This window comes from Janthinobacterium sp. CG3 (genome assembly GCF_000344615.1).
Lineage (GTDB): Bacteria > Pseudomonadota > Gammaproteobacteria > Burkholderiales > Burkholderiaceae_D > Janthinobacterium.
In genome coordinates, this window is sequence record NZ_KB467824.1 from 3,418,855 (window position 1) to 3,443,688 (window position 24,834).

24 protein-coding genes are annotated in these 24,834 nt (G+C 66.5%); 11 read left to right on the forward strand and 13 right to left on the reverse strand.

Annotated elements, in window-relative coordinates; translation table 11 throughout:
* Nucleotides 1-77: 77 nt before the first annotated feature.
* On the forward strand, nt 78-920 hold the full coding sequence (thiD, locus tag JANGC3_RS0114970) for a bifunctional hydroxymethylpyrimidine kinase/phosphomethylpyrimidine kinase (protein WP_026133008.1): 843 nt from the start codon (nt 78-80) through the stop codon (nt 918-920).
* A gap of 52 nt (nt 921-972) precedes the next feature.
* Nucleotides 973-2,262 (forward strand): glutamate-1-semialdehyde 2,1-aminomutase, encoded by a 1,290-nt coding sequence (hemL, locus tag JANGC3_RS0114975; protein WP_017877302.1) that lies wholly within the window; start codon nt 973-975, stop codon nt 2,260-2,262.
* Between the two features lie 111 nt (nt 2,263-2,373).
* On the opposite strand, the gene JANGC3_RS0114980 is transcribed toward hemL, so the two are convergent.
* The 4 genes from JANGC3_RS0114980 to JANGC3_RS0114995 all read right to left on the reverse strand — a co-directional run bounded on the left by JANGC3_RS0114980 (nt 2,374) and on the right by JANGC3_RS0114995 (nt 5,578).
* A complete protein-coding gene (locus JANGC3_RS0114980; protein WP_017877303.1) occupies nt 2,374-2,934 on the reverse strand; it encodes a TetR/AcrR family transcriptional regulator in 561 nt (186 codons plus the stop codon).
* Between the two features lie 65 nt (nt 2,935-2,999).
* A complete protein-coding gene (locus tag JANGC3_RS29390; RefSeq protein ID WP_017877304.1) occupies nt 3,000-3,911 on the reverse strand; it encodes a pyridoxamine 5'-phosphate oxidase family protein in 912 nt (303 codons plus the stop codon).
* Nucleotides 3,912-4,043: 132 nt separating this feature from the next.
* Nucleotides 4,044-4,682: a glutathione S-transferase family protein gene (locus tag JANGC3_RS0114990; protein WP_026133009.1), complete on the reverse strand. Its 639-nt coding sequence runs from the start codon at nt 4,680-4,682 to the stop codon at nt 4,044-4,046.
* Nucleotides 4,683-4,792: 110 nt separating this feature from the next.
* A complete protein-coding gene (locus tag JANGC3_RS0114995; protein WP_017877306.1) occupies nt 4,793-5,578 on the reverse strand; it encodes an AraC family transcriptional regulator in 786 nt (261 codons plus the stop codon).
* 194 nt (nt 5,579-5,772) lie between these two features.
* On the opposite strand from JANGC3_RS0114995, the gene JANGC3_RS0115000 reads away from it, so the two are divergent.
* Nucleotides 5,773-6,675 carry a DMT family transporter gene (locus tag JANGC3_RS0115000; protein ID WP_017877307.1) on the forward strand — a complete coding sequence of 301 codons (903 nt, stop codon included), beginning with the start codon at nt 5,773-5,775 and terminating at the stop codon, nt 6,673-6,675.
* A gap of 1 nt (nt 6,676) precedes the next feature.
* Here JANGC3_RS0115000 and JANGC3_RS0115005 read toward each other — a convergent pair whose 3' ends face one another.
* Nucleotides 6,677-7,156: a hypothetical protein gene (locus tag JANGC3_RS0115005; protein WP_017877308.1), complete on the reverse strand. Its 480-nt coding sequence runs from the start codon at nt 7,154-7,156 to the stop codon at nt 6,677-6,679.
* Between the two features lie 101 nt (nt 7,157-7,257).
* Nucleotides 7,258-7,920 (reverse strand): HAD family hydrolase, encoded by a 663-nt coding sequence (locus tag JANGC3_RS0115010; protein WP_017877309.1) that lies wholly within the window; start codon nt 7,918-7,920, stop codon nt 7,258-7,260.
* A 430-nt stretch (nt 7,921-8,350) separates the two neighbouring features.
* Here JANGC3_RS0115010 and JANGC3_RS29395 point away from each other — a divergent pair, with 430 nt between their 5' ends.
* The 8 genes from JANGC3_RS29395 (at nt 8,351) to JANGC3_RS0115050 (ending at nt 17,910) form a co-directional block, all read left to right on the forward strand.
* The gene (locus tag JANGC3_RS29395) at nt 8,351-9,232 is read left to right on the forward strand and encodes an AraC family transcriptional regulator (protein WP_081611874.1); all 882 of its coding nucleotides are present in this window, start codon (nt 8,351-8,353) and stop codon (nt 9,230-9,232) included.
* Between the two features lie 145 nt (nt 9,233-9,377).
* Nucleotides 9,378-10,301, forward strand: coding sequence for an ABC transporter substrate-binding protein (locus tag JANGC3_RS0115020; protein ID WP_017877311.1), 924 nt, complete (start codon nt 9,378-9,380; stop codon nt 10,299-10,301).
* Nucleotides 10,302-10,361: 60 nt separating this feature from the next.
* Complete coding sequence (locus JANGC3_RS0115025) at nt 10,362-11,861, forward strand: sugar ABC transporter ATP-binding protein (RefSeq protein WP_017877312.1); 1,500 nt, start codon at nt 10,362-10,364, stop codon at nt 11,859-11,861.
* Nucleotides 11,839-12,831, forward strand: a complete 993-nt coding sequence (locus JANGC3_RS0115030; RefSeq protein ID WP_026133468.1) for an ABC transporter permease — start codon at nt 11,839-11,841, stop codon at nt 12,829-12,831. The genes JANGC3_RS0115025 and JANGC3_RS0115030 overlap by 23 nt, the downstream gene beginning before the upstream one ends.
* Before the next feature lie 83 nt (nt 12,832-12,914).
* Nucleotides 12,915-14,012, forward strand: a complete 1,098-nt coding sequence (locus JANGC3_RS0115035) for an erythritol/L-threitol dehydrogenase (RefSeq protein ID WP_017877314.1) — start codon at nt 12,915-12,917, stop codon at nt 14,010-14,012.
* Between the two features lie 2 nt (nt 14,013-14,014).
* A complete protein-coding gene (locus tag JANGC3_RS0115040; protein ID WP_017877315.1) occupies nt 14,015-15,592 on the forward strand; it encodes an FGGY-family carbohydrate kinase in 1,578 nt (525 codons plus the stop codon).
* Between the two features lie 10 nt (nt 15,593-15,602).
* Complete coding sequence (locus JANGC3_RS0115045; RefSeq protein WP_017877316.1) at nt 15,603-16,334, forward strand: SDR family oxidoreductase; 732 nt, start codon at nt 15,603-15,605, stop codon at nt 16,332-16,334.
* Nucleotides 16,335-16,638: 304 nt separating this feature from the next.
* Entirely contained in the window at nt 16,639-17,910 is a 1,272-nt protein-coding gene (locus tag JANGC3_RS0115050) for an NRAMP family divalent metal transporter (RefSeq protein WP_051068380.1), read from the forward strand.
* Between the two features lie 15 nt (nt 17,911-17,925).
* Here the strand turns inward: JANGC3_RS0115050 and JANGC3_RS0115055 are convergent, their stop codons facing one another.
* The 7 genes from JANGC3_RS0115055 to JANGC3_RS0115085 form a co-directional block, all read right to left on the reverse strand.
* Complete coding sequence (locus JANGC3_RS0115055; protein ID WP_017877318.1) at nt 17,926-18,288, reverse strand: hypothetical protein; 363 nt, start codon at nt 18,286-18,288, stop codon at nt 17,926-17,928.
* 323 nt (nt 18,289-18,611) lie between these two features.
* Nucleotides 18,612-19,580, reverse strand: coding sequence for a magnesium/cobalt transporter CorA (gene corA, locus JANGC3_RS0115060; protein WP_017877319.1), 969 nt, complete (start codon nt 19,578-19,580; stop codon nt 18,612-18,614).
* A 143-nt stretch (nt 19,581-19,723) separates the two neighbouring features.
* Complete coding sequence (locus JANGC3_RS0115065) at nt 19,724-20,125, reverse strand: hypothetical protein (protein WP_017877320.1); 402 nt, start codon at nt 20,123-20,125, stop codon at nt 19,724-19,726.
* 100 nt (nt 20,126-20,225) lie between these two features.
* Nucleotides 20,226-20,948 (reverse strand): monofunctional biosynthetic peptidoglycan transglycosylase, encoded by a 723-nt coding sequence (gene mtgA / locus JANGC3_RS0115070; protein WP_017877321.1) that lies wholly within the window; start codon nt 20,946-20,948, stop codon nt 20,226-20,228.
* A complete protein-coding gene (gene aroE, locus JANGC3_RS0115075) occupies nt 20,945-21,775 on the reverse strand; it encodes a shikimate dehydrogenase (protein WP_017877322.1) in 831 nt (276 codons plus the stop codon). The genes mtgA and aroE overlap by 4 nt, the downstream gene beginning before the upstream one ends.
* Complete coding sequence (locus tag JANGC3_RS0115080) at nt 21,772-22,659, reverse strand: TonB family protein (protein WP_035788722.1); 888 nt, start codon at nt 22,657-22,659, stop codon at nt 21,772-21,774. Before JANGC3_RS0115080 ends, aroE begins: the two co-directional genes overlap by 4 nt.
* A 102-nt stretch (nt 22,660-22,761) precedes the next feature.
* Nucleotides 22,762-24,828, reverse strand: coding sequence for a ribonuclease catalytic domain-containing protein (locus JANGC3_RS0115085; protein ID WP_017877324.1), 2,067 nt, complete (start codon nt 24,826-24,828; stop codon nt 22,762-22,764).
* Nucleotides 24,829-24,834: the final 6 nt, after the last annotated feature.

Consider the following 24,834-nt stretch of genomic DNA (forward strand, 5'->3'; position numbering starts at 1 on the left):
GTTGTTTCGTTACTACTCACGTTCTGCCACCCTTCAATCAAGTAAAATGCTGAATTAGGTATCTTAATCTACCCGCCGTGCAAAACCAAACTTCTCCCCTCATATTAAGCTTCGGCGTGTCCGATCCAGTCGGCGCGATCGGCATCCAGGCCGACCTGGCCGTATTTTCCGCCTTCGGCTGCCACGGCCTGACGGTCAGCACCGCGTTGCTGATCGGCGACACCGCGCGCGTCGAAGACATCCAGGAGGTCGACCCGGACTGGGTCTCCGACCAGGCCCGCGTGCTGCTCGAAGACATGGCCGTGGCGGCCATCAAGATCGGCGCGCCGTTCGGCGTCGAGCACATCACCGCGATCGCCGAAATCGTCTCCGACTACCCGGACGTGCCGCTGATCCTCGACCCGTTCACCTCGGCGCTGCCGGAACAGGGCATCGACGGCGAGGAAATGCTGACCGCGCTGCGCCAGTTGCTGGTGCCGCAGACGACGGTGCTGCTGCTGTCGCAGGTGGAACTGGAGCGCCTGGCCGAAACCTGGCGCGACCCGGACCCGGCCGACACGCTGCGCGCCGACGTCGACTACCTGCTGGCTTTGGGCTGCGAATTCGTGCTCGTCACCGGCACCCCGAACCCGGGCCAGGGCGAGCACGCGCTGCGCGCCAACACCCTGTTCGGCAGCGACGGCGTGGTGCGGCACGACCCCTGGCAGCCGCTGGCCGGCAGTTTCAGCGGCGCCGGCGCGACGCTGTCGGCGGCGCTGACGGCGTTGATGGCGCGCCAGGGCGACGGCGGCTGCGACGCCGCGCTGGCGCTGCGGGCGGCGCAGGACTACACCGCCGGCGCGCTGGCGCACGCGCAGCGCTTCGGCATGGGCAAGCTGGTGCCGAACCGGCTGTTCCGCCAGCTCGGCCTGGCCGCGTAAAGCAAGCCCGACGACCATCCAGCTCAACGACTCACTTTCGGAAAACCCGACCATGACAAACATCTCGAAAAACGACACCCTGTTCGCCCGCGCCCAGAAAACCACACCGGGCGGCGTCAACTCGCCGGTGCGCGCCTTCCGTTCGGTCGGCGGCACGCCGCGCTTCATCACGCGCGCCGAAGGCCCTTATTTCTGGGACGCCGACGGCAAGCGCTACATCGACTATATCGGTTCCTGGGGTCCGGCCATCGTCGGCCACGCCCACCCCGAGGTGGTCGAGGCGGTGCAGCGGGCGGCCGCGCGCGGCCTGTCGTTCGGCGCGCCGACCGAGGGTGAAATCGAGATGGCCGAGGAAATCCACAAGCTGGTGCCGTCGATCGAGCAGGTGCGCCTGGTCTCGTCGGGCACCGAGGCGACCATGAGCGCGCTGCGCCTGGCGCGCGGCGCCACCGGGCGCGACAAGATCGTCAAGTTCGAGGGCTGCTATCACGGCCACGCCGACTCGCTGCTGGTCAAGGCCGGCAGCGGCCTGCTGACCTTCGGCAACCCGACCTCGGCCGGCGTACCGGAGGACTTCGTCAAGCACACCCTGGTGCTGGACTACAACAGCGTCGAACAACTGCAGGACGCCTTCGACAGCTTCGGCGCCGAGATCGCCTGCGTGATCGTCGAGCCGGTGGCCGGCAACATGAACCTGATCAAGGCCACGCCGGCGTTCCTGCAGGCGATGCGCGCGCTGTGCAGCGAGCACGGCGCGATCCTGATCTTCGACGAGGTGATGTGCGGCTTCCGCGTCGCGCTGGGCGGCGCCCAGGCGCTGTACAACATCCGGCCGGACCTGACGGCGCTGGGCAAGGTCATCGGCGGCGGCCTGCCGGTGGCGGCGTTTGGCGGCAGCGCGGCGCTGATGCAGCACATGGCGCCGCTGGGCGCGGTCTACCAGGCCGGCACGCTGTCGGGCAACCCGGTGGCGGTGGCGGCCGGCATGACGACCCTGAAACTGATCCAGGCGCCCGGCTTCTACGAGGCGCTCGGCGCGACCGCGCACAAACTGGCGCGCGGCCTGACGGCGGCGGCCAAGGAAGCCGGCGTGACCTTCTGCGCCGACGCCATCGGCGGCATGTTCGGCATCTACTTCAGCGAAACGGTGCCGACCAGCTACGCCGAAATGATGGCGGGCGACCGCGGCAAATTCAACGCCTTCTTCCACGCCATGCTCGACGAGGGCGTGTACTTCGCGCCGGCGGCGTTCGAGGCGGGCTTCGTCTCGGCGCAGCACGACGACGCCGTCATCGACGCCACCATCGAGGCGGCGCGGCGCGTCTTCGCCAAGCTGGCGTAAGGGCGCACCGCCGCGCTTTTGCAGGTCGGGTTAGCGCGCGGCGCGCAAGCCGACATCGCCGGCCCGACAGCACCGCCGCGCCAGTCAAAACCGGCGGCGCAACCGCCAAATTCACTCCCCCAGCAAGCGCCGCGGCAACTGCTGCATCGCGCGCAGAAACGGCGCGGTGTCGCCCAGCGCGCGCGCGACGATCAGCGAACCCTGGATGCTGACCACGGCGTCCTCGGCGCGCCGCAGCGCCTCGCCCGGCGCCACGCCGGCCCCCTGCGCCGTCTTCGCCAGCGCGCCAATGAGCAGCTTCATCCGTTCGCCGATGCGCTGCTGGAAAACCGCGCCGGCCTCGCCGATGGTGAACACGTCGGTCAGGCAGGACGATTCACCCTGGCGGTAAAACTCGGCGAGCTTGGCGGCAAAACATTCCAGCCGGCGCGCCGCCGGCTCCTCTCCTGCCAGCGTGGCGAGGACGTGTTCGCCAAACCACGCGCTGACCGCCGACATCGCCGCGTTGGCCATGTCCTCCTTCCCCTTCGGAAAATGGTGGTACAGACTGGAGCGGCCCAGCCCGGTGGCGCTCGACAGACGCCCCAGGCTGGCGCCCTCATAGCCGTATTGGCGGAAGGCGGCGAGGATGCGCAAGACGATTTCATCGCGCGGAAGGGCGGCAGTGGACATGGAAGCGAGGCGGTTGCGTGTTAGTCGCCCAATTTAAACGCCGTGCCGGGAAACCGCAAGGTTTACTAGTCCGTCGCGGCGCCGGACTGCGGCCATGATCCGGTCCTCTCCAACAAAGGCGACATCTGCGCCTCGCCCCAGCGCAAAGGCAGGGAATTTTCCACCAAAATGGCCCGCACGATGTCGAAGCGGAACAGACGCTGCGCGCCGACGAAGGCGTCAACCTCGGCGCCGTCCCAGACGATGCGCGCCCTCACCGCCAGGTACAGCAGGTCGCCGCTGGCGAAATCGATGAAGAGCAAGCCGGCGCGCGGATCGAGCATCAGGTTGCCGGTCGTATTGAAGAAGAAATTCCCGGAAAACTCAGGTGCCGACAAGGTCCGCTCGTCGTCGATCCGCACAAAACCCGGCTTGCCGCCGCGGTGCGACACGTCGACGCCGGCCGGCTGCCCGGCGTCGCCGGCAAACGCGCTGGCGATGAAATAGGTGTCGGCCGCGCCGATCAGCCGCCGCATATCGCCGTCGAGACCCTCGCCGCGGCGTACCCGGCGCTCGCCCCGCCCCGCCGCGGCGTCCAGCAGCGCCGGCTGGCGCGCCTGGATATACTTCGGGCAGTTGCCGAAACTCTGGTCGAGGCGCGCCGCGAACCCGGCTTCCGTCAGCCGTTCCACCGTCACGTTGGCCCGGTTGCGCCGCCTGGTGTGCGGCTCGACGCCCAGCAGGCCCAGCGGCGCGCCCGGCGACAGCGCCCCGGCCAGCGGGTCGGCGAACAAGGGACGGGCGCTAATCGACAGGTGCGTCGGGTCCGGCGCGACGATGAATCCGGGCCGCCCGACCAGCACCGAGGCCCAAGGTTGCCCGGCGCGGTCGACGCTGCCGACCAGGACGAAAGGCAATTGCGCGAAGAATTCGCGATGTTGATCCGGCATTTCCGCGCGGATGAACGAACTAGCGTGCGCCTCAAGTTTGGCGCGCACGCCAAGCCGCTCCTGTACGGCGCGCTCGCCGGCGTGAAACGGGGATAGCGCACCCGGCGACCCGGGAACTGGACTCGTGGACATTGCGTAAGCTCCTCGTCAATAACATGTTTCCGTTGTCGGCAAGGACGCTTAGGTCTCGGCTTTGGTTGCGCTCGCCTGCATCGGCACGAAACCCGGCAGCGCTTCGACGCTACTCAACCAGTTACGCAGGTTTGCATACGGCTCCAGCGGAATGCCGCCTTCGGGCGCGTGCGCGATGTAGCTGTAGCAGGCGATGTCGGCGATGCTTGGCTGGGTGCCGACCAGGAAGGCGCGCCCGGCCAGATGCGAGTCGAAAATCCCCAGCACTCGCACCGCGAGCGCCTGGGCCGCCGCGCGGTCGCACGGGACGCCAAACAGCGCCGCCGCCCGCGCCAGCGCCGGACCGCGGGCGATTTCCCCGGCCGCCACCGACAGGAAGCGCTGCACGGCGGCGGCGCCCTCGGCGTCGCGCGGCAGCCAGTGCGGCTCGCCATACTTGCTGGCCAGGTAGACCAGGATCGCGTTCGAGTCGGCCAGCGTCACATCGCCGTCCTCGATGACCGGCACCTGCCCGAACGGGTTCTTGGCCAGGAACGCCGGCTGCTTCTGCTCGCCGCCGCGCAAATCGACATAGATCATTTCCACCGGCAAGTCCAGCAGCGACAGGAACAACTGGACCCGGTGCGCGTGCCCGGAAAGACGAAAACCGTACAGACGGATGGCTTGAGCGGGTTGGGGAGTTGGCATGGCGGTTTTCCTGTGTAAAGTTGACCCCATCAATAATACCGAACGTTCGGTACAGAAGTAAACAACAATCGCGCCGCCAACGAAAAAAAATCCGCCGCTTGTCGCTTCCCTCAAGCGCCGCGGCTGCGCTTGCGAAACTCTTCCGGCGTGATGCCCAGCATGCGGTGGAACATCGCGATAAAGGCCGACGAGGTGCTATAACCCAGCTCCAGCGCGACCGACTGCACCGGCATCCTGGCGTCCAGCATCGGCAGCGCACTCACCAACCGCAGCCGCTGGCGCCATTCACTGAAGGACATGCCGAGGTCGCGCTGGCAGCGCCGCGACAACGTGCGCTCGGTGCTGTGCACGGCCCGCGCCCACGCCTCCAGCGAGCGCTTGTCGCTGGGGGTTTTGCGCAACTCGGCCAGCACCTGGCCCAGCGTCGGGTCGTCCGACATCGGCAGGTAGCTGTCGTGCCGCGGCGCCAGGCCGAGCTGGTCGATCAGCACCTGCACCAGGCGCGCGTCCTCGGCGCCGCGCGGGTAGTCGACCTTGCGCGCCGTCAGATCGGCCAGGATCGATGTGATGACCGGGCCGACCGCCAGCGTGCAGGTGTCCGCCGGCAGCCCGGCGCACAGCTCCCGCGACAGGTACAGCGAGCAAAACCACGCTTCGAAGCGGTTGCTGCCGGTGTGCTCGACCTCGGGCGGCAGCCAGATGCCGTAGTGCGGCGGCGCCAGGTAGCTGCGCTGCGCCAGCTTGACTTCCATGACGCCGCTGAACGAGTAGACGAATTCGCCCCAGCCGTGGCTGTGGCGCGGATAGGTGCTGTCGCTTTCTAGCTTTTCGCTGCGGATGTAGACCGGATGGGGCAGTTCGTCGCTGAACGGCGGCTGGCGCAGGTGTACGGCCATTTTGTCCGAAGTGTCGTATTGTTTGTCTGGTTTTAACTATACCATCCCAAGCCGCCACCCCTATAATTGACCACAAGGGCGCAACTGCGCATCACCGCAGCATTACGCGGCATAAAACAGGGAATAGCTATGTTCGCACTTCATCAACGGCGCGGCGTCGCGGAACGTGCCGCCGGCGCCACCGGGCGCACCGCATGAGCGCCGCGCGCAAACCGCTCGACGGCTTCGCCGCGCTGGTGATGCTGGTGCTGTGCATGTGCTGGGGCTTGCAGCAGGTCGCGGTGAAGGCGACCGCCGTCAGCATGAGTCCGATGCTGCAGACCGGGCTGCGTTCCGGCGGCGCGGCGCTGATGGTGTGCGCGCTGATGTTTTGGCGCGGTAACGGTTTTTCGCTGCGCGACGGCACCTTCTGGCCCGGCATCGCCGCCGGCGTCTTGTTCGCCGCCGAGTTCCTGTGCGTCTCGCTCGGGCTGAACTACACCTCGGCCTCGCATATCGTCGTGTTCCTATACGCGGCGCCGATTTTCACCGTGCTCGGTCTGAACTGGGGCGTGGCCGGCGAGCGTCTGGGGCGCATGCAGTGGGCCGGCATCGGCGCCGCTTTCGCCGGCATCGCGCTGGCGTTTTCAAATGGTTTCACCGGCGCCGGCACGGGCTGGAGCGACACGCTGATCGGCGACGGTTTCGCGCTGCTGGCCAGCCTGTTCTGGGCCGCCACCACCATCGTCGTGCGGCGCTCGTCGCTGTCGGAGGCGGCGCCCACCACTACGCTGTTGTATCAACTGGCGGTGGCGGCGGTGATTTTGATCGCCGTGGCCGTCGGCGACGGCGACGTGCAGGCGATTTCGATGACGGCCATGGCTTGGGTCAGCATGTTTTTCCAGGTCGTCATCGTCGCCTTTGCCAGCTACCTGGCGTGGTTCTGGATGTTGCGGCGCTATCTGGCCTCGCGCATTTCCGCGTTTTCGTTCATGACGCCGCTGTTCGGCGTCGGCTTCGGCGTGCTGCTGCTGGACGAGCAGTTGAGCGTGCGCTTCGCCGCCGGCGCCGTGCTGGTGTTGGCCGGTATCGTGATGGTCAATCTGCGCCGCAATTGAGCTATTGCCGCGCCGCCTGGCCGGTGAAGGGGACCGGGAACAGGTCGACGCCGGCCATTACGATGCCCTGGGCCAGGTAGATCATGTAGCCGGTCTCGCTGCCGCGGGTTTCGATGCGGTTCTGGCCGGTGCGGCTGTTGTCCTGGTACTTCGCGCCGGGCTTCACTTTCAGGAACAAGCCGTCCGGCGCGGACAGGCCGCAGGAGTGCGCGTCCATCTCGACGCCGACGCCGCCGGCGTTCAACTGCGCGCTGGTACCGGCGCGCATCGATGGCTCGGCCAGTTTCCAGGGGCCGTCGACGCGGCCGCCTTCGCGCGTGCTCAGCGCGTAGCCGGTCGGGGTTTTGACGATGTTGATGACGGCGACGCCGCCGGCGGCAAGCGCGTAGCTGCCGACCAGCGCGTCGCAAGCGAGCGCGGCGCCTGGGGCCAGCACCAGCAGGGTCAGGGCCAGCGCGTTCAGGGGCAGTATGTTCGGCATGGGGATGGCCTTGGTGACTGGAAAGGATGAAGTTTATAGCAAGCCGGTTGTTTTACATGTTCAATTGGCAATGTAAAACAAACCAGAGGCAGGGGCCGGGGTTACGTCTTGGGTTTTGTCAACGCGTCGATCAGGCCGGGTAGCTGCGCCATGGCGTCGAACGTGGCGTGGGCGCCGGCCGCCCGCAGCCGCGCGGCCTGCCCCGCCACTATGTGGCCGCCGCCGGTGAAGCCGAGCACGTACATGCCGGCCGCCGCCGCCGCGGTGACGCCGGTGACGCTGTCCTCGACCGCCGCGCAGGCGCCCGGCGCGACGTCGAAACCGCCGGCCGCCACCAGATACACGCCCGGGTGCGGTTTGGCGCTACCGACCAGGTCCGGCGTGTAGATGCGCGCGCCGAACAGCGGCGCCAGCCCGGTGCGGCCCAGCGCCGCGTGCACCCGCGCGCTGCTGCTGTTGCTGGCCACCGCCTTCGGCAGCGCGATCGCCGCCATGGCCGACGCCACGCCGGGCACCAGCGCCAGCCGCAGGTCGCACTGCGCCTCCACCAGCGCGCGGATGGCGGCCAGCTCGGCTTCGCTGGCGTCGGCGCCACATTCCCCGAACACTTCCACCAGCAGCGGCGCCAGTTCGCGGCCCAGCAGCGGCCGGATCAGCCCTACCAGGCGCTCGCCGTCGCCGAAGCGCGGTTGCAGCGCCGACAGCAGCGCGTCCAGCGCCACCGCTTCGCTGTCGATCAGAACGCCGTCGCAGTCACTGACCAAATGGGTAATCGGGCCAATACGGCGGCTAGTCGGCATGGGGGGCTCGCATGTGTATCTCCAATCGCAGTTGTTTAAGTCGGCGCGGCGCGGGGCGGCGCGCGCGTGAGCGGCGGCCAGCGTGGCCCGGACGCCGTAATCGTAGACGCCCGGGCGCCGGCGCACCACGTCGAATGGAAAGCATCTTCGATACTATTTTGTTGTTCCGTCGGAGCCAGATGCAAACGTATTGCATAGAAAATTGTGACGCGCTGCACCAAATTTGACATTTTTCCGCCTATCTACCGCCGGAATGCAAAAAAAGTATCAGTTAACCGCGCCATATGTAGTGGTGCAAGGCAGCTCAAGTACATAGAATGAAGCCATAAATGATGACAACGCGATCCGGCAAGGCAACAGCGCCGCGGTCAGCGAAGCATAACTGGAGACATGCATGAAGCCCGATCTCGAACTGGTTTGTGTACGGCGCGACGAGTCCTTTACCGCCTGGTCGCATGGCTATCCCTATCGCACGGTGCGCTGGCACTTCCATCCCGAATACGAGATCCAGCTGATCACCAGCACCACCGGCAAGTTCTTCGTCGGCGACTACATCGGCGATTTCGAGCCGGGCAACCTGGTGATGTCGGGGCCGAACCTGCCGCACAACTGGGTCAGCGAGCTGCCCGACCACCGTCCGGTGCAGCAGCGCTGCCTGGTGCTGCAATTTTCCAGCGAATTCATCGCCGACGCGATCCACGCCTTCCCCGAGCTGCAGCAGGTCGAGGCGCTGCTGGCCGAGTCGCGCAGCGGCTTGCTGTTCACGGCCGCCGCCGGCGTCGCCGCCAAGCCGTTGATGCTGGCGCTGTTGGAGGCCAAGGGCTGCCGCCGCGTGCTGTTGTTCCTGTCGCTGCTCGACCTACTGCTGCACGACGCCGGGCGGCGCCCGCTGGCCAGCCCGGACTACCTGCCCGACCCGAACAGCTATATGTCGTCGAAGATCAACCTGGCGCTGGCCTACATCGGCAAGAACCTCTCGACCGACCTGCGCGAAACCGACCTGGCCGAGCTGACCGGGCAGAACGTCAGCTCGTTCTCGCGCTCGTTCCGCAAGCACACCGGGATCTCGTTCGTGCATTACGTGAACCAGCTGCGCATCCGCATTTCCTGCGAAATGCTGACCAATAGCGAACTCAGTATCACCGAGATTTGCTACAAGGTCGGCTTCAACAACCTGTCCAATTTCAACCGCCAGTTCCTGGCGCAAAAAGGCATTCCGCCGTCGAAGTTCCGCCGCTACGACGAGATGAAAACGGCGAGCGCCGCCACCGGCTAGCCGTCCCACCCACCTCCCCCCACCCTGCCGCCCCGCCACCAGAAAAGGAGGCCGCGTACTGCCCGAATTACGGGCAGCGCCACAGTGTTGCCCGTCGCAACAACGTCAAAACCCAAGCACCCATTATAAAAACTAAGGAGACATCATGTTCTACTCGAAAAAATTGATCGCATTGGCCGCTGGCCCGCTGGGCGCCATGCTACTGTCCGCCCCCGCCCCCGCCCTGGCCGCGCCGCTGAAGATCGGCATGTCGTTCCAGGAGCTGAACAACCCGTATTTCATCACGATGAAAAAGGCGCTGGAGGAAGCCGCCGCCACGCTGGGCGCCAGCGTCGTCATCACCGACGCCCGCCACGACGTGTCGAAGCAAACCAGCGACATCGAGGACATGATCCAGAAGAAAATCGACATCCTGCTGCTGAACCCGACCGATTCGGTCGGCATCCAGTCGGCGGTGAAGTCGGCCCACGCCGCCGGCGTGATCACGGTGGCGGTGGACGCCAACGCCAACGGCCCGGTGGCTTCCTTCGTCGGCTCGAAGAACTTCGACGCCGGCCAGATGGCTTGCACCTTCCTGGCCAAGAACCTGGGCGGCAAGGGCGACGTCGCCATCCTCGACGGCATCGCCGTGGTGCCTATCCTGGAGCGGGTGCGCGGCTGCAAGGACGCGCTGGCCAAGTTCCCGGAGATTAAAATCGTCACCACCCAGAACGGCAAGCAGGAACGCGACCAGGCCCTGACCGTGACCGAAAACATCCTGCAGGCGAACCCCAAGCTGAAGGGCATCTTCAGCGTCAACGACGGCGGTTCGATGGGCGCGCTGTCGGCCATCGAGGCCAGCGGCAAGGACGTCAAGCTGACCAGCGTGGACGGCGCGCCGGAGGCGATCAAGGCCATCTTGAAGCCGAACTCGAAGTTCATCGCCACCGCCGCCCAGTACCCGCGCGACCAGGTGCGCCTGGCGCTGGCCATCGCGCTGGCCAAGAAGTGGGGCGCCAACGTACCGGCCAGCGTGCCGGTCGAAGTGAAGCTGGTGGACAAGGACGGCGCCAAGACCTTCAGCTGGTAACTCCGGGCGCCCCGCGGCCGCGGCCCGGGGCGCTGTTTCAAAAACGGCAAGAGGCACGCAATGAACACGATTCTGACACTGCAGAACATATCCAAGGGCTTCCCCGGGGTGAAGGCGCTCAGCGGCATCGACCTGTCGATCCGCCGCGGCGAGATCCACGCCCTGCTGGGCGAGAACGGCGCCGGCAAGTCGACCCTGATGAAGATCCTCAGCGGCATCCATCGCCCCGACGAGGGCGAGATCGTCGTCGACGGCACGGCGCGCGACTTTCACAGCTATAAGGACGCGATCGCCGCCGGCATCGCCATCATCTTCCAGGAATTCAGCCTGGTCCCCTATCTGAACGCGGTCGAGAACATTTTCCTCGGACGCGAGCTGCGCAACCGCTTCGGCCTGCTCGACAAGGCGCGCATGAAGACCCGGGCGCGCGCCACCTTCGAGCGCCTGGGCATCGACATCGACCTGTCGCGCGAGATCTGCCAGCTCAGCGTGGCGCAGCAGCAGTTCGTCGAGATCGGCAAGGCGCTGTCGTTGAACGCGCGCATCCTGATCCTCGACGAGCCGACCGCAACGCTGACGCCGGGCGAGGCCGGGCAGCTGTTCGCCATCATGCGCGAGCTGAAGCGGCAGGACGTGGCGATGATTTTCATCTCGCACCACATGGACGAGATTTTCGAGGTGTGCGACCGCATCACCGTGCTGCGCGACGGCCGCTACGCCGGCATGGCCGAGGTGGCCGGGACCAACGTCGACCAGCTGGTCGAGATGATGGTCGGGCGCACACTGGAAAGCGGCTTTCCGCCGAAGCCGGCGCCGCGGCCGGACGCGCCGCTGGCGCTGGAGGCGCGCGACGTGCGCCTTCGCCGCGACGGCCCGTCCAACAGTTTCGCGTTGCGCGAGGGCGAAATCCTCGGCTTCGCCGGCCTGGTCGGCTCGGGCCGCAGCGAACTGGCGCTGGCGGTGATCGGCGCCCATCCGGCCTGGCACAAGGAGGTGCGGGTCGGCGGCGCCAAGGTCGCGCTGCGCGACCCCGCCGACGCGCTCAAGCACGGCATCGGCCTGCTGCCGGAAAGCCGCAAGGTCGAGGGCCTGATCACCGACTTCAGCATCAAGGACAACATCTCCATCAACAACCTGGGGAAGTACCTGCTGCCGGGCGGCCTGATCAGCCGCGAGCGCGAGCTGCGCACCACCACGGCGATGATCGCCAAGGTCGGCATCAAGGCGCCCGGCCCGCACAGCCGCGTCGCCACGCTCAGCGGCGGCAACCAGCAGAAGGTGGTGATCGCGCGCTGGCTCAACCACCACTGCAAGATCCTGATCTTCGACGAACCGACCCGCGGCATCGACGTCGGCGCCAAGGCCGAAATCTACCGGCTGATGCGCGAGCTCACCGGGCAGGGTTATTCGATCATCCTGATCTCCTCCGAGCTGCCGGAAATCGTCGGCATGTGCGACCGCGTCGCCGTTTTCAAACAGGGCGCCATCGTCACCGTACTGGCAGCCGAGTCCATCAATTCAAGCGAGGTAATGCGCCATGCAACAGCCGGTAAACACTAACACCCCGCCCGCCGCCCCGGCCCCGGCCGCCGCGCTGTGGCGCGCCCTGGGCAAACAAGCGGCCTTCCTGCCCTTCGCCGGCTTGCTGCTGGTATGCGCGGTGATGATCGCCACCACCGAGCACTTCCTGTCGCTCGACAACCTGGTCAACATCGCGCGCCAGGTCTCGATCAACGCCATCATCGCCGTCGGCATGAGCTGCGCCATCATCAGCGGCGGCATCGACCTGTCGGTCGGCTCGGTGATGGCGCTGACCGGCACCCTGAGCGCCGGCCTGATGGTGGCCGGCGTGCCGCCCGCCGCCGCCATCCCGATCGGCCTGGCGGTGGGCGTCGCCTTCGGCGTCGGCAACGGCTTCTTCGTCGCCTACGCCAAGATGCCGCCGATTATCGTCACGCTGGCAACGATGGGCATCGCCCGCGGCATGGCCCTGCTGTACACCGGCGGCTACCCGATCAACGACCTGCCGGCCTGGTTCGAGTTCTTCGGCAAGGGCAGCGTGCTAGGCGTGCAGGCGCCGATCCTGACCATGCTGCTGGTGTTCGCGCTGGCCTACGTGCTGCTCGAACACACGCCGCCGGGGCGCTACATCTACGCCATCGGCGGCAACGAGGAGGCGACCCGCCTGAGCGGCGTGCGGGTGGCGCGCTACAAGCTGCTGGTGTACGCCATCAGCGGCTTCACGGCGGCCATCGCCGGGCTGGTGCTGACGTCGCGCCTGATGAGCGGCCAGCCCAACGCCGGCGTCGGCTTCGAACTCGACGCCATCGCCGCCGTCGTCATGGGCGGCACCGCCATCACCGGCGGGCGCGGCTCCATCGTCGGCACCCTGATCGGCGCGCTCATGCTGGGCGTGCTCAACAACGGCCTGAACATGATGGGCGTCTCGCCCTACCTGCAAAACATCATCAAGGGCGTGATCATCCTGCTGGCCATTTACATCAGCCGCAACAACGGCAAGCGCGGCTAGCACCACACCAACGGCGCAAAGCCGGGGTCCGACCCCAGCCCTTGCCTTTGGTTTTATCCAACACTTTATCCAACGGAGTTTTTATGCAATACACCGAAATCGACATGCAGGCCGTGGTCTGCCACGGCCCGCAAGACTACCGCCTGCAAACCATCAAGCGCCCGCGCGCGCGCGCCAACGAGCTGGTGATCCGCATCGCCGCCTGCGGCATCTGCGCCAGCGACTGCAAATGCCATTCCGGCGCCGCCATGTTCTGGGGCGGCGAGGGCCAGCCGGGCTGGGTCAAGCCGCCGGTGGTGCCGGGCCACGAATTCTTCGGCTACGTCGTCGAGGCCGGCGAAGGCGCCGAGGGGCATTTCGGCGTCCAGGTCGGCGAGCGCATCATCGCCGAGCAGATCGTGCCGTGCGCGAAGTGCCGCTTTTGCACCTCCGGCAAATATTGGATGTGCGAAGTCCACAACATCTTCGGCTTCCAGCGCGAGGTCGCCGACGGCGGCATGGCCGACTACATGCGCATTCCGCCGACCGCGCTGGTGCATAAAATCCCCGACGCCGTCTCGCTGGAGGACGCCGCCATCATCGAACCGATGGCCTGCGCGATCCACACCGTGAACCGCGCCGAGGTGCAGCTCGACGACGTGGTGGTGATCGCCGGCGCCGGCCCGCTGGGCCTGATGATGGTGCAGATCGCCGCGTTGAAAACGCCGAAGAAGCTGGTCGTCATCGACCTGGTGCAGGAGCGCCTCGACCTGGCGCTGGCCTTCGGCGCCGACGTCGCCATCAACCCGGCCAAGGACGACGCCATGGCGATCGTGCGCGCCCTGACCGGCGGCTACGGCTGCGACGTCTACATCGAAACGACCGGCGTGCCGGCCGGCGTGACGCAGGGCTTGAACCTGATCCGCAAGCTGGGCCGCTTCGTCGAATTCAGCGTGTTCGGCAAGGAGACCAGCGCCGACTGGTCCATCATCGGCGACCGCAAGGAACTCGACGTGCGCGGCGCCCACCTGGGACCGTACTGCTACCCGGTGGCGATCGACCTGTTCGAGCGCGGCCTGATCACCTCGAAGGGCATCGTCACGCACGCCTTCGCGCTGGACGACTGGGAACGGGCGTTCGCGCTGGCGAACTCGCTCGACTCGATCAAGGTGCTGCTGAAACCGGCCGCGGCCCAGGGCTGAGCATGGACGGCAAAGACTACGTCATCGGCGTCGACATCGGCACCCAGAGCACCAAGGCGCTGCTGGTCGACTGCGCCGGCGCCATCGTCGCCCAGCACGCGCGGGGCTACCAGGTCGACACGCCGCAGCCGCTGTGGGCCGAGCAGTGGCCGGACGTGTGGTACCAGGCGGTGCTGGAGTGCGTGGCGCAGGTGGTGCGCCAGAGCGGCCTGCGCGCCGAACAGATCAAGGCGCTCTGCGTGAGCAGCCTGTACGGCGGCTCCGGCATTCCGGTCGACGCCGACATGCGTCCGCTGCACCCCTGCCTGATCTGGATGGACCGGCGCGCCACCGCCGAGGTGGAATGGGTCCGGCAAACGCTCGACCTGGAGCGGCTCTACGACATCACCGGCAATTCGGTCGACAGCTACTACGGCTACACCAAGATGCTGTGGCTGCGGCGCCAGCGCCCGGAGGTGTGGCGCCGCACCCGCCAGTTCCTGCCGCCGAACAGCTACATCAACTACCTGCTGTGCGGCGAGGTCGCGGTCGACCACAGCTCGGCCGGCAATATCGGCGGCGTCTACGACATGCGCGGGCGCCGCTGGTCGCTGGAGATGCTGCAGCGGCTCGGCATTCCGGCCGCCATGATGCCGGCGCGCCTGGTCGACTCGTCCGAGGTGGTCGGCGGCCTGCTGCCGGCACTGGCGCAGCGCCTCGGCCTGCTGGCCGGCACGCCGATCGTCGCCGGCGGCGTCGACGCGGCGGTGGCCACCTTCGCCGCCGGCGTCAGCGGCGCCGGCCAGCACGTGGCGATGATCGGCACCAGCATGTGCTGGGGCTACATCAACCAGCGGGTCGATGCGCGCAACGGCCTGATCAGCATGCCGCACGTGCACAACGGCGGCGAGGACTTGTACGTGTTCGGCGGCGCCATCGCGGCCGGCGCCTCGGTCAGCTGGTTCCGCGACGCGTTCTGCCAGGCCGACGTCGACGCCGCGCGCGCGCTCGGCCACGCCGATCCGCACCGGCTGATGGAGGACAGCGCCGCCAAGGTGCCGGCCGGCGCCGACGGCGTGCTGTTCCTGCCCTACCTGATGGGCGAGCGCAGCCCGATCTGGGACGCCAAGGCCAGCGGCGCCTTCGTCGGCCTGAGCCTGTACCACAGCCGCGCCCACCTGTACCGGGCGGTGCTGGAGGGCGTCACGTTCGCGCTCAAGCACAACATCGACGCCGGCGCCAAGGGCGCGCAATCGCTGGACGACAAACTGATCGTCGTCGGCGGCGCCGCCCACTCCGACCTGTGGATGCAGATCATCGCCGACGTCACCGGCTACCCGGTCTACACCATCGCCGAAAACGTCGAAGCGGCGCTGGGCGCGGCGCTGCTGGCGGCGCTGGGCACCGGCCTGGTGACGCCGCGGGCGGCGCGGCGCGGCTGGATTACGCTGGTGCCGCGCGCCGTGCCGGACGCCGCCGCCGGCGCCGTCTACCGCCGCGGCTTCGCGCTGTACCGCGAGCTGTATCCGGCGCTGAAACCGATCATGCACGGTTTGCAGGCGGCGCCGCAGCAGGCCGCCGAACAGCCTGCGTCACTTTAAGGGGAAGCACATGCGATTCGATTTCAGCGGCAAAAAAATCATGGTGACCGGCGCCACCAGCGGCATCGGCCTGGTCACCGCGCAACTGCTGCGAGCGGCCGGCGCCGCGGTCGTCGCGGTCGGGCGCGACCGCGCCAAGCTGGCCGCGCTGCAAGCCGACAGCAGTTGCGAGCCGCTGCCGCTGGACGTCGCCGACGGCGCCGCCATCGAGCGCGCGCTGGCCGGCGTGCGCGGCTTGGACGGCCTGGTCAACTGCTCCGGCGTGGCGCAACTGGAGTCGTGCCTGGAACTGCGCGGCGAGCACTTCGACCGCGTGATGGCGGTCAACGCGCGCGGCGCGGCGCTGGTGGCGCGCCACGTCGCCGCCGGCATGGTCGCCGAGCGGCGCGCCGGCAGCATCGTCAACGTCTCCAGCCAGGCCGCGCTGGTGGCGCTGGAAGAGCACCTGTCGTACTGCGCGTCGAAGGCGGCGCTGGACGCCATCACCCGCGTGATGTGCCTGGAACTGGGGCCGCACGGCATCCGCGTCAACAGCGTCAACCCGACCGTGACGCTGACGCCGATGGCCTTGCGGGCCTGGGGCGACCCGGCCAAGAGCGCGCCCATGCTACAGGCGATTCCGCTGCGCCGCTTCGCCCGGCCGGACGAGGTGGCGCGGCCCATCCTGTTCCTGCTGAGCGAGGCGGCGTCGATGATCAGCGGCGTCAGCCTGCCGGTGGACGGCGGCTACACCTGCCGTTAAGCGGCGGATTGTATCGCCCGCTTAACCCATTGAACGTCAGCCGACAACGTTGGCCGGGAGCGGCGCGCCTCGCTTCGGCCAACATGGCCGGATGGCGCCCGATCGGTTGATCCGGCCTACGGCACGCTAACTGGACGCCCCGCGGCGCCGCCACGCATGCCAAGCGGCACTAACAATTGCTTACACCTCCGTTACACCGGCGTCCGGCAATAGTTGCTACACTGCGCCGACATGAAACCGCCCCCCTCCCTTCTGATTTAACGCGCCGACCGCCACGTTGGCCGTCCGTTTTGCATTGGCCAACATGACATTATTTAAGCGCATCAGCAACCACGAGGCCGTCCAGGCGCTCGGTCCAGGCTTGATCACCGGCGCCGCCGACGACGACCCGTCCGGCATCGCCACCTATTCCCAAGCCGGCGCCCAGTTCGGCTTCAACATGTTGTGGACGCTGGTGCTGACGTACCCGCTGATGGTCGGCATCCAACTGGTGTCGGCGCGCATCGGCCTGGTCACCGGGCGCGGCCTGGCCGCCAACATCCGCCGCGCCTTCCCCGCTTGGCTGCTCTACAGCATCGTCTCGCTGCTGCTGGTGGCCAACATCATCAACATCGCCGCCGACGTCGCCGCGATGGGCCAGGCGCTGCGCCTGCTGACCGGCGTCGGCTCGGCGCACTTCTATTCGCTCGGCTGCGGCTTCCTCTGCCTGACCCTGCAAATCTTCCTGCCCTACCGCACCTATGTGCGTTACCTGAAATGGCTGACCCTAGGCCTGCTGGCCTACGTCGCCACGGTGTTCGCCATCAAAATGCCCTGGACCGAGGTGGCGCGCCACACCGTCTGGCCCAGCTTCACCTGGAACAAGGAGTCGGTGGCGATGATCGTGGCGATCTTCGGCACCACCATCAGCCCCTACCTGTTCTTCTGGCAAGCCTCGCAGGAAGTCGAGGAGTTGCGCGCCGACGGCGGCGGCCAGCCGCTGCGCAAGGCGCCGGAATACGCCGGCAAACACCTGCGCCGCATCAAACTCGACACTTATATCGGCATGGGGTTTTCAAACCTGGTGGCCTACTTCATCATCCTGACGGCGGCCGCCACGCTGGGCGTGCACGGCATCAGCAACATCGACAGCTCGGCCCAGGCGGCCGAAGCGCTGCGGCCGATCGCCGGCGAATTCGCCTTCTTCATCTTCGCCATGGGCATCCTGGGCACCGGCCTGCTGGCGGTGCCGGTGCTGGCCGGCTCGGCCGCCTACGCGGTCACGGAAAGCTTCCGCTGGCCCAACGGGCTGGACCTGAAGGCGCTGGAGGCGCGTGAATTCTACGTCATTATCTCGCTGGCGACGATAGGCGGCATGGCGCTGAACTTCGCGCCGATCGACCCGATCAAGGCGTTGATCTGGTCGGCCCAGATCAACGGCGTGATCGCGGTGCCGATCATGGTCGTGATGATGCTGCTGGCGCATAACAAGAGCGTCATGGGCCGCTTCACGCTGACGGCCCGCCACACCGCCATCGGCTGGATCGGCGTGGCGGTGATGCTGGCGGCGGTGGTGGCGATGTTCGCCACCATGTAGGCGCAGCCGCGGCCCTTACTGGATCTTCAGGTCGCCGTCGATGTTGGCGATGTCGCCGTGGCCGGCGATGTAGCGGGTGATGTCGAGCGTCGCCCATTGCCAGCTGCCGTCGATCTTTTGACAGTACGCCGACAGCACCACCGAGACGTTTTCGGTGGTCTGTTTGTAACTGCCGTTGGGCACGAAGCCGGCGCTGGGCGCGGCGTCGTTTTCCGCCTGCAGCGAACCGTCCAGGTTGACCAGGCCGCCCGACAGGTTGGTGATGTTGGCGCCGCTGGCGACCCAGCTCTGGTCGCGGCGCTGCGCCTTGCCGTACAGGTTGGAATTGATCTGGGTGGCAGTTCTTTGATAGCTGCCGGATGGAACGAATCGAGACATGGTGACTCCCTGTTGGACTGTAAAGCGTCGCTTTGTCACAGCCATCTTTTTACCCGCGGCGCAAAGGCAAAAAGAACAAACTCTGGCGCCGCTACCCGGACCCGGCGTCGTATCAATATGGAACAGTTTCGTGCAAATTTTCCGACCTATGCTCTCCAATTGTCACCCGCATCAAAACAGGCATGACACAAATAAACCTTGCTGGCCCTAGCTCAAGATTGCTTGCTTTTCGTAATGTCGGAACATGACTAGACGTGACGAAATATGTCATCCATGGCCAGCGGATGACCTATTTCATCAGTCCTCGCGGGAACGCCGGGAACTTATTTGAGCCAGCCGCGGCGGCGGAAGTACCAAAACGGCGCGATCGCGCTGGTGATCATCAGCGCCAGCGCGAAGGGATAGCCGAGCGACCAGTCCAGTTCCGGGAACCAACCCTTGAAATTCATGCCGTAGATGCTGGCGATCAAGGTCGGCGGCAGGAAGGCGACGCTGGCCACCGAGAAGATCTTGATGATCTTATTTTGGTTGATGTTGATGAAACCGACGGTGGCGTCCATCAGGAAGTTGATCTTATCGAACAGGAAAGAGGTGTGGCCGTCCAGGGATTCGATATCGCGCAGAATTTGGCGCGCCTCCTCGAATTGCTCGGAATTGAGCAGGCGCCCGCGCATCAGGAAGCTGACGGCGCGGCGCGTGTCCATCATGTTGCGGCGGATGCGCCCGTTCAAATCTTCCTCGTGGGCGATGGAGTTCAGCGCGGCGGCCGCGTCCTGGTCGGTGAACTCTTCCTGCAGCACGCGGCCGCTGACCTCTTCCAGGTTCTGGTAAATGCCCTCGAGCGCGTCGGCCGAATACTCGGCGTCGGTGGCGTACAGGTCCAGCAGCACGTCCATGTAGTCGGCGATCGAACCGGGCCGCGAGCGCGCGCGCATGCGCACCAGGCGGAACACCGGCAGGTCGTCGGTATGCACCGAGAACAACATTTTCTTGGCCAGGATGAAGGCCACGGTGACGATGCGCGACGGCCCGTCGTCCTCTTCCAGCAGGAAGTCGGTGCGCAAGTGCAGGTCGCCGTTTTCCGCCTCGTAATAGCGGGCCGACGCCTCGATGTCCTTGACTTCGTCTTCGCCCGGCAGCGTGACGCCGTAGATCGCCTTGACCCAGGCGCGCTCGTCGTCGTTCGGGTCGGTCAGGTCGACCCAGACCGGCTCCACGCTTTCCAAGTCGGTGCGGCTGTCGATCGGCACCTGGTTGAGCCGGCCATTTTGTAAAACAAAGACATTGATCATGCGCGCTCTCAGCCGGACGTTGGGTTGTCGTATATCGTATAGATGGTGCTAGCGCCGGCCGCCAATCGCAGCGCCAAAATCAAAACAGCGCAAGTGTACCCGCAAAGCCCTTTTCCCGACCAGTCCGGTCGCGAAATTTTGCCTCAGCGGGTAGCCTTTTCAATCATTTTGTCCTGCATGGTGGCGGGCGCCGTGTCGGGCGCCGCCGCCGCCGGCGCTTTCGGCGACTCGATGCCCTTGGTCCGGTGCACCACCACCACTTCGCTGCCGGGATGGTTGGCCGCACAGTCGACGTCGGACAGCACGGTTTTACCGTTGATGACGCATTTGCGCAGCACGCCGGCGGCCGGCGCGCCCAACGCCTGTTGCGAACTTTGCACGACGGCTTCGGCGCCGGCGCCCTTGACCAGCTTGTGCCAGCCGTCGGCAAACAGGTTGCGTTCGGCGCGCATGGAAAATAGCGCCGCCAGGGCGACGGCCGCGAACGCGGCGGAGAGGATGGCGACCCAGTACAAATTGATGGCGCCGCGTTGTCGATGATGCATTGTTACCTCCTTGTGGTGGAAACGAACAAAACCAACGGGCTCGGAACCCAAGCCGCGAAGTGCGCGCCGACCTACGCCACGCTAACTTAACGCCCCGGCGTTACGGCAATTCGGCCGAGCCCATGCGGCGCAAGATGACGCCGGTGCGCCGCGCCAGGTAGCCGGACCCGCGGTGCTTGTCGAAAAAGCGCGGATTGGGCAGCATCACGGCCAGCTTGGCGGCCTGGCTGGCGCCCAGGCCCGCCGCGCCGACGTTGTAGTAGTGGCGCGACGCCGCTTCGGCGCCGAAAATGCCGGTGCCGAACTCCACCACGTTCAGGTAGATTTCAAAGATGCGTTCCTTGTCCATCAGCGTTTCCAGCATGAACGTGATGATCAGCTCCTGGCCCTTGCGCAAATAGCTGCGCGAGCCGGACAGGAACAGGTTCTTCGCCAGTTGCTGGGTGATCGTCGAGCCGCCCGACACCACCTTGTGCTTGCGGGTATTCTTTTCGTAGGCCTTTTGCAGCGCCTCCCAGTCGACCCCTTCGTGCCCGGAGAAGTTGGCGTCCTCCGAGGCGATGATGGCGCGCTTGAGGTTGTTCGAGATGCCTTGGTACGGCACCCAGGTGTGCTTCAGCTCGGCGTTCGGGTTTTTCTCCTGCAACACCGACAATTGCTCGCGCATGAAGGCGGTGCTGTCCGGGTCGTGCTTGACCCACCAGCAAATTTGCAAAAGGAAATACAACTGGATCACCAGGAAGGCGCTCACCGGCAGCAGGAAAATCCACTTGATCCACCCGCCGATGCCGCCGCGCGGCGCCGTCTTGCGCGCCTTGCTCATAGCGCCGCGCGCAGTCGCGCCAGCACCGCGGCGGTGTCGGGGCGCACGCCGCGCCAGACCAGGAAGGCTTCGGCGGCCTGTTCGACCAGCATGCCCAGGCCGTCGCGCACCTGGGCGCCGTGGGCGGCGGCAAATCGCATGAATACCGTCGGCTGGGCGCCGTACATCATGTCCAGCGCCAGCGTGTGGCTGGCGAACAGCGCCGGCGCCAGCGGCGGCAGTTCCCCGCCCAGGCTGGCCGAGGTGGCGTTGATGATCAGGTCGAAGGGCGCGTCCGGCTGGTCGAATTCGCAGGCTTGCAGCAACCCGGCGGCGCCGGCCAGCGGCGCGAACTGCAACACCAGCGCGTCGGCGGTGGCGCGCGTGCGGTTGGCGATCAGCAATTGCGCCGGGCGCTGCTCCAGCAGCGGCAGCACGACGCCGCGCGCGGCCCCGCCCGCGCCCAGCAGCAGCACGCGCTTGCCGGCGATGTCGACGCCGGCGTTGCGCATGATGTCGGCGACCAGGCCGTCGCCGTCGGTGTTGTCGCCGTGGATCTCGTTGTCGATGAAGCTCAGGGTGTTGACGGCGCCGGCCGCCTGCGCCCGCACCGTCAGCGCGGTGGCCAGCTTGCACGCCTCCAGCTTGAACGGCACCGTCACGTTGGCGCCCTGGCCGCCGGCGGCGAAGAAGGCGCGCGCGGCGGCGGCGAAGCCGTCCAGCGGCGCCAGCATGCGCTCGTAGGCGATGTCCTGGCCGGTCTGGGCGGCGTAGGCGGCGTGGATCTCGGGCGATTTACTGTGCGCGATCGGGTTGCCGAACACAGCGTAGCGGGCGGCGCCGCTCAATGCGCGCTACTAGTCAGATTGGCTTCCATTTTTTCTTCACGGGTAAATTTGAACCGCGTGATGATAACCCACAGATCATCCTTGTCGCTAGATAACATATTCGGCGGGAAACGCCCGAACGGCGCCGCGCGCCGCACGATCGCCAGCGCGGCGGCGTCGAGCGCCGGGTTGCCCGAGCCTTTCTCGATGCGCACGCCGCCGTCCTTCATATAAATCGTACCGTCCTGGAAAATCGGGATGTAGACCACCAGCTCGCCGTACATCTTGCGGCCGTTTTGCTGCGGGAAATTGAGCGTGCCGATTTCCTCGACGCGCTTTTGCATGGTCTTGTAATACATCGCATAACCGACCTCCTGCGTGCTGGGCGTGATGAAGGTCTTGCGCGGGCGCTTGTTCTGGTCTTCGATGGTTTGGTTGATTTCGGCGCTCATGCGGGCGATCGCCTTGCTCGTTTCAAGCAGGTCGGCGCCCTTCGGGGTCGGGTCGGGCGGGTTTTTTTCGGTGATCGGGGCGGCCCGGTACGGCGTCGGCTGGTGCACCTGCGTCATCAGGTCGCGCTGGCGCTGCTCCAGGTCGGCGATGCTGCGCTTGCTCGACTTGACGCTGTCGCCGGTTTCCATCTTGCGCATGTCGGGCAGCGGCGACTTGGCGCGGCCGGCGTCGGCCTGGCCGCCGCCGTCCAGGTTGGCCTGCGCCAGCGCATCCGCCTTGAGCGGCTTTTTCTTGTGCTTGGCGTTGACCAGGATCACTTCCAAGCCGGGATCGGTGGGCGCCAGCGGCGGCGGCGCGGGCGCGACGAAGTGCACTCCCAGCAAAGCGCCGTGCGCCAGCAGCGAAATCGCGACGGCGATGATCAGGAAACGGTTTTGTTGAAAATACGTCACGCGCAAGCAGGCATCGGTTCGTTACTTCGGAAGAATAGCGATAGTGGGGATTCTACGTGATTGGCGCCGCGCCCTTCCGGGTTTTTCGCGGCGCCCACGGCTTTACTCCACGGCCGGCTCGGTGCCGGCGGCGGCGCTGGCCAGTTCGGCCAGTTCGGCGTCGGCGCCCTGGCCGGCCTCCTGCAAGGTTTCGGCGGCGGCGGCGCCGCCGTCCTGGTCGGCCTCGTCCTCATAGTCCAGCTCGGCGTCCGCCGCCAACTCCGGCGCCGCCGCGATGTCCAGCAGCCGCACCTCGATCGACAGGTCGACCTCGTCCCAGCGCAGGATGTCGAGGGTGACCGAGGCGCCGCGCGCCACCTGCGGCATGCCCGGCAGCTTGATCACCAGCGGAATGTCGACCAGGCGCAGCAGCTCGTCCTTCAACACCACGGCCTCGACCTGGCGGGCGGTTTCCTGGCCCAGCCAGCGCAGGCACCAGTAGCGTTCCATGTTCGACTGGAACTCGCCGTAGGCCGCGTAGGCGGCGTCGAAGGCCGACACGATGGCGAACAAATTGGCGTCGCGCGGCTTGAACGGCGCCACCAGCGGCGCCGTCACGCCGTGCTCGGCGCAGGCGATGATTTGCCACTGGTTGACCAGGTCGGTGTAGCGGCGCAGCGGCGAGGTGCTCCAGGCGTACTGGTCGACGCCCAGGCCCTGGTGCGGCGCCGCGTGCGTAACCATGCGCACCTGCATCTTGGCGGCCCAGCCGTTGCCGCTGCCGCCGCCCTGGGCGCGGTAGATGCCGGGCACGCCGTGCTCGTGCATCAGCTTGCCCCAGCTGCTGTTGGCGAAAATCATCAGCTCGGCGACGATCTTGTCGAGCGGCGCGCCGCGCTTGCGGCGCGCCACCGTGACGACGTCGTTCTCGACGTAGAAGTTGAAGTCGACGCGGTTGTTCTGCTCCGGCTTCAGGCCGAAACCCTCGCGCTTTTTCATGCGCCCCTGCTCCAGCTGCTGGGCCCACTGCCACAGCACGCCCAGCTCGGCCTTGTGCGGGTAGTCGCCCTCGCCGCTGGCCAGGGTTTCCTCGTTGACCAGGTCGTCGAGGTCGTTGTGGCGCAAATTGCTGGCGATCGGCACCAGCTCGGCCCGGGTTTCCGTCTTCAGCACGCTCCAGTCCGTCGGGTCCAGCGTCGCGTACAGCGACAGCGCCGGGCAGGTCTTGCCCTCGGCCAGCGTGAAGGCGGCGACTATCTCGTCGGGCAACATGGTGATCTTGTCGCCGGGCATGTACACGGTCGACATGCGCTGGCGCGCCATTTTGTCGATCGCGTCGTCCGGGCGGATGCCCAGCGCCGGCGCGGCGATATGGATACCGACGCGCAGCGTGCCGTCGTCCAGCTTGACGACCGAAAAGGCGTCGTCGATCTCAGTGGTGGTGACGTCGTCGATCGAGAACGCGGCGACCTCGGCCAGCGGCAACTTCGCCGTCACGCCCGGCACCGGCACGTCGGGGAAACCGGCGCCCTTGGGGAAGTTCTCGAACAGGAACTTCGACAGATGCAAGTCCTTCGGCGTGGCGACGCCGCCGGTGGCCAACATCAGCCGCGCCGGGTTGGTGTGCAATTCGTTGCACGCCGCTTCCAACGCCTTGTACTCGATGGTGTTCTTGTCCGGCTTGAACAACAGTTGCAACACCATGTTTTGCATCGAGGCCGGCAAGGTGTTCGCCTTCAACTCCTCGACATAGCCGGCCTGCACCAGCATTTGCAGCTTTTTCTTTTCGATGCCGGCCAGCGCGGCCTTCAGCGACGCCTCCGGCGCGGCCTTGTAGCGGCCGCGGCCCTTCTTGTAGAAATACACCGGCGCCGAATGCAGCGCCAGGATCAGGCCGGCCGCCTCGGGCGCCAGCGGGGCGTGGCCGAAATACTCGGCGCCCAGCTCGGCGAAGCCGAACTCCTCCTCGCCCGCCACTTCCCACAGGAAGTCGAGGTCGATCTCGGCGGCGACCGCCTTGGCCTTCTCCAGCAATTCGACCGGGGCCGGCGCCGCGTACTGCAACAACACGTCCTTGATCTTGACCTTGGTGCGCTTGCCGCTGGCCATCTCGACCTGATACGCCTCGCCCGCTTGCGACATCATCGTGCCCACCTTGAAATCGCCGGATTCTTCAAAAAATAGATTCATTGCTCT

What these genes read in the sequence shown, in the direction of transcription:
- JANGC3_RS0114995 (WP_017877306.1), bottom strand. Translation starts at nt 5,578, where the DNA reads ATGGCCGTACACCTGCGCCAGCCGCCGTTCAGCGACGAACTGCCCCAT.
- JANGC3_RS0115040 (WP_017877315.1), top strand. Translation starts at nt 14,015, where the DNA reads ATGGACGGCAAAGACTACGTCATCGGCGTCGACATCGGCACCCAGAGC.
- JANGC3_RS0115000 (WP_017877307.1), top strand. Translation starts at nt 5,773, where the DNA reads ATGAGCGCCGCGCGCAAACCGCTCGACGGCTTCGCCGCGCTGGTGATG.
- JANGC3_RS0115025 (WP_017877312.1), top strand. Translation starts at nt 10,362, where the DNA reads ATGAACACGATTCTGACACTGCAGAACATATCCAAGGGCTTCCCCGGG.
- JANGC3_RS0115050 (WP_051068380.1), top strand. Translation starts at nt 16,639, where the DNA reads ATGACATTATTTAAGCGCATCAGCAACCACGAGGCCGTCCAGGCGCTC.
- JANGC3_RS29395 (WP_081611874.1), top strand. Translation starts at nt 8,351, where the DNA reads ATGAAGCCCGATCTCGAACTGGTTTGTGTACGGCGCGACGAGTCCTTT.
- JANGC3_RS0115030 (WP_026133468.1), top strand. Translation starts at nt 11,839, where the DNA reads ATGCAACAGCCGGTAAACACTAACACCCCGCCCGCCGCCCCGGCCCCG.
- JANGC3_RS0114980 (WP_017877303.1), bottom strand. Translation starts at nt 2,934, where the DNA reads ATGTCCACTGCCGCCCTTCCGCGCGATGAAATCGTCTTGCGCATCCTC.
- JANGC3_RS0115045 (WP_017877316.1), top strand. Translation starts at nt 15,603, where the DNA reads ATGCGATTCGATTTCAGCGGCAAAAAAATCATGGTGACCGGCGCCACC.
- JANGC3_RS0114990 (WP_026133009.1), bottom strand. Translation starts at nt 4,682, where the DNA reads ATGCCAACTCCCCAACCCGCTCAAGCCATCCGTCTGTACGGTTTTCGT.
- JANGC3_RS0115085 (WP_017877324.1), bottom strand. Translation starts at nt 24,828, where the DNA reads ATGAATCTATTTTTTGAAGAATCCGGCGATTTCAAGGTGGGCACGATG.
- mtgA (WP_017877321.1), bottom strand. Translation starts at nt 20,948, where the DNA reads ATGAGCAAGGCGCGCAAGACGGCGCCGCGCGGCGGCATCGGCGGGTGG.
- JANGC3_RS0115035 (WP_017877314.1), top strand. Translation starts at nt 12,915, where the DNA reads ATGCAATACACCGAAATCGACATGCAGGCCGTGGTCTGCCACGGCCCG.
- hemL (WP_017877302.1), top strand. Translation starts at nt 973, where the DNA reads ATGACAAACATCTCGAAAAACGACACCCTGTTCGCCCGCGCCCAGAAA.
- JANGC3_RS0115005 (WP_017877308.1), bottom strand. Translation starts at nt 7,156, where the DNA reads ATGCCGAACATACTGCCCCTGAACGCGCTGGCCCTGACCCTGCTGGTG.
- corA (WP_017877319.1), bottom strand. Translation starts at nt 19,580, where the DNA reads ATGATCAATGTCTTTGTTTTACAAAATGGCCGGCTCAACCAGGTGCCG.
- JANGC3_RS0115020 (WP_017877311.1), top strand. Translation starts at nt 9,378, where the DNA reads ATGTTCTACTCGAAAAAATTGATCGCATTGGCCGCTGGCCCGCTGGGC.
- JANGC3_RS0115055 (WP_017877318.1), bottom strand. Translation starts at nt 18,288, where the DNA reads ATGTCTCGATTCGTTCCATCCGGCAGCTATCAAAGAACTGCCACCCAG.
- JANGC3_RS0115065 (WP_017877320.1), bottom strand. Translation starts at nt 20,125, where the DNA reads ATGCATCATCGACAACGCGGCGCCATCAATTTGTACTGGGTCGCCATC.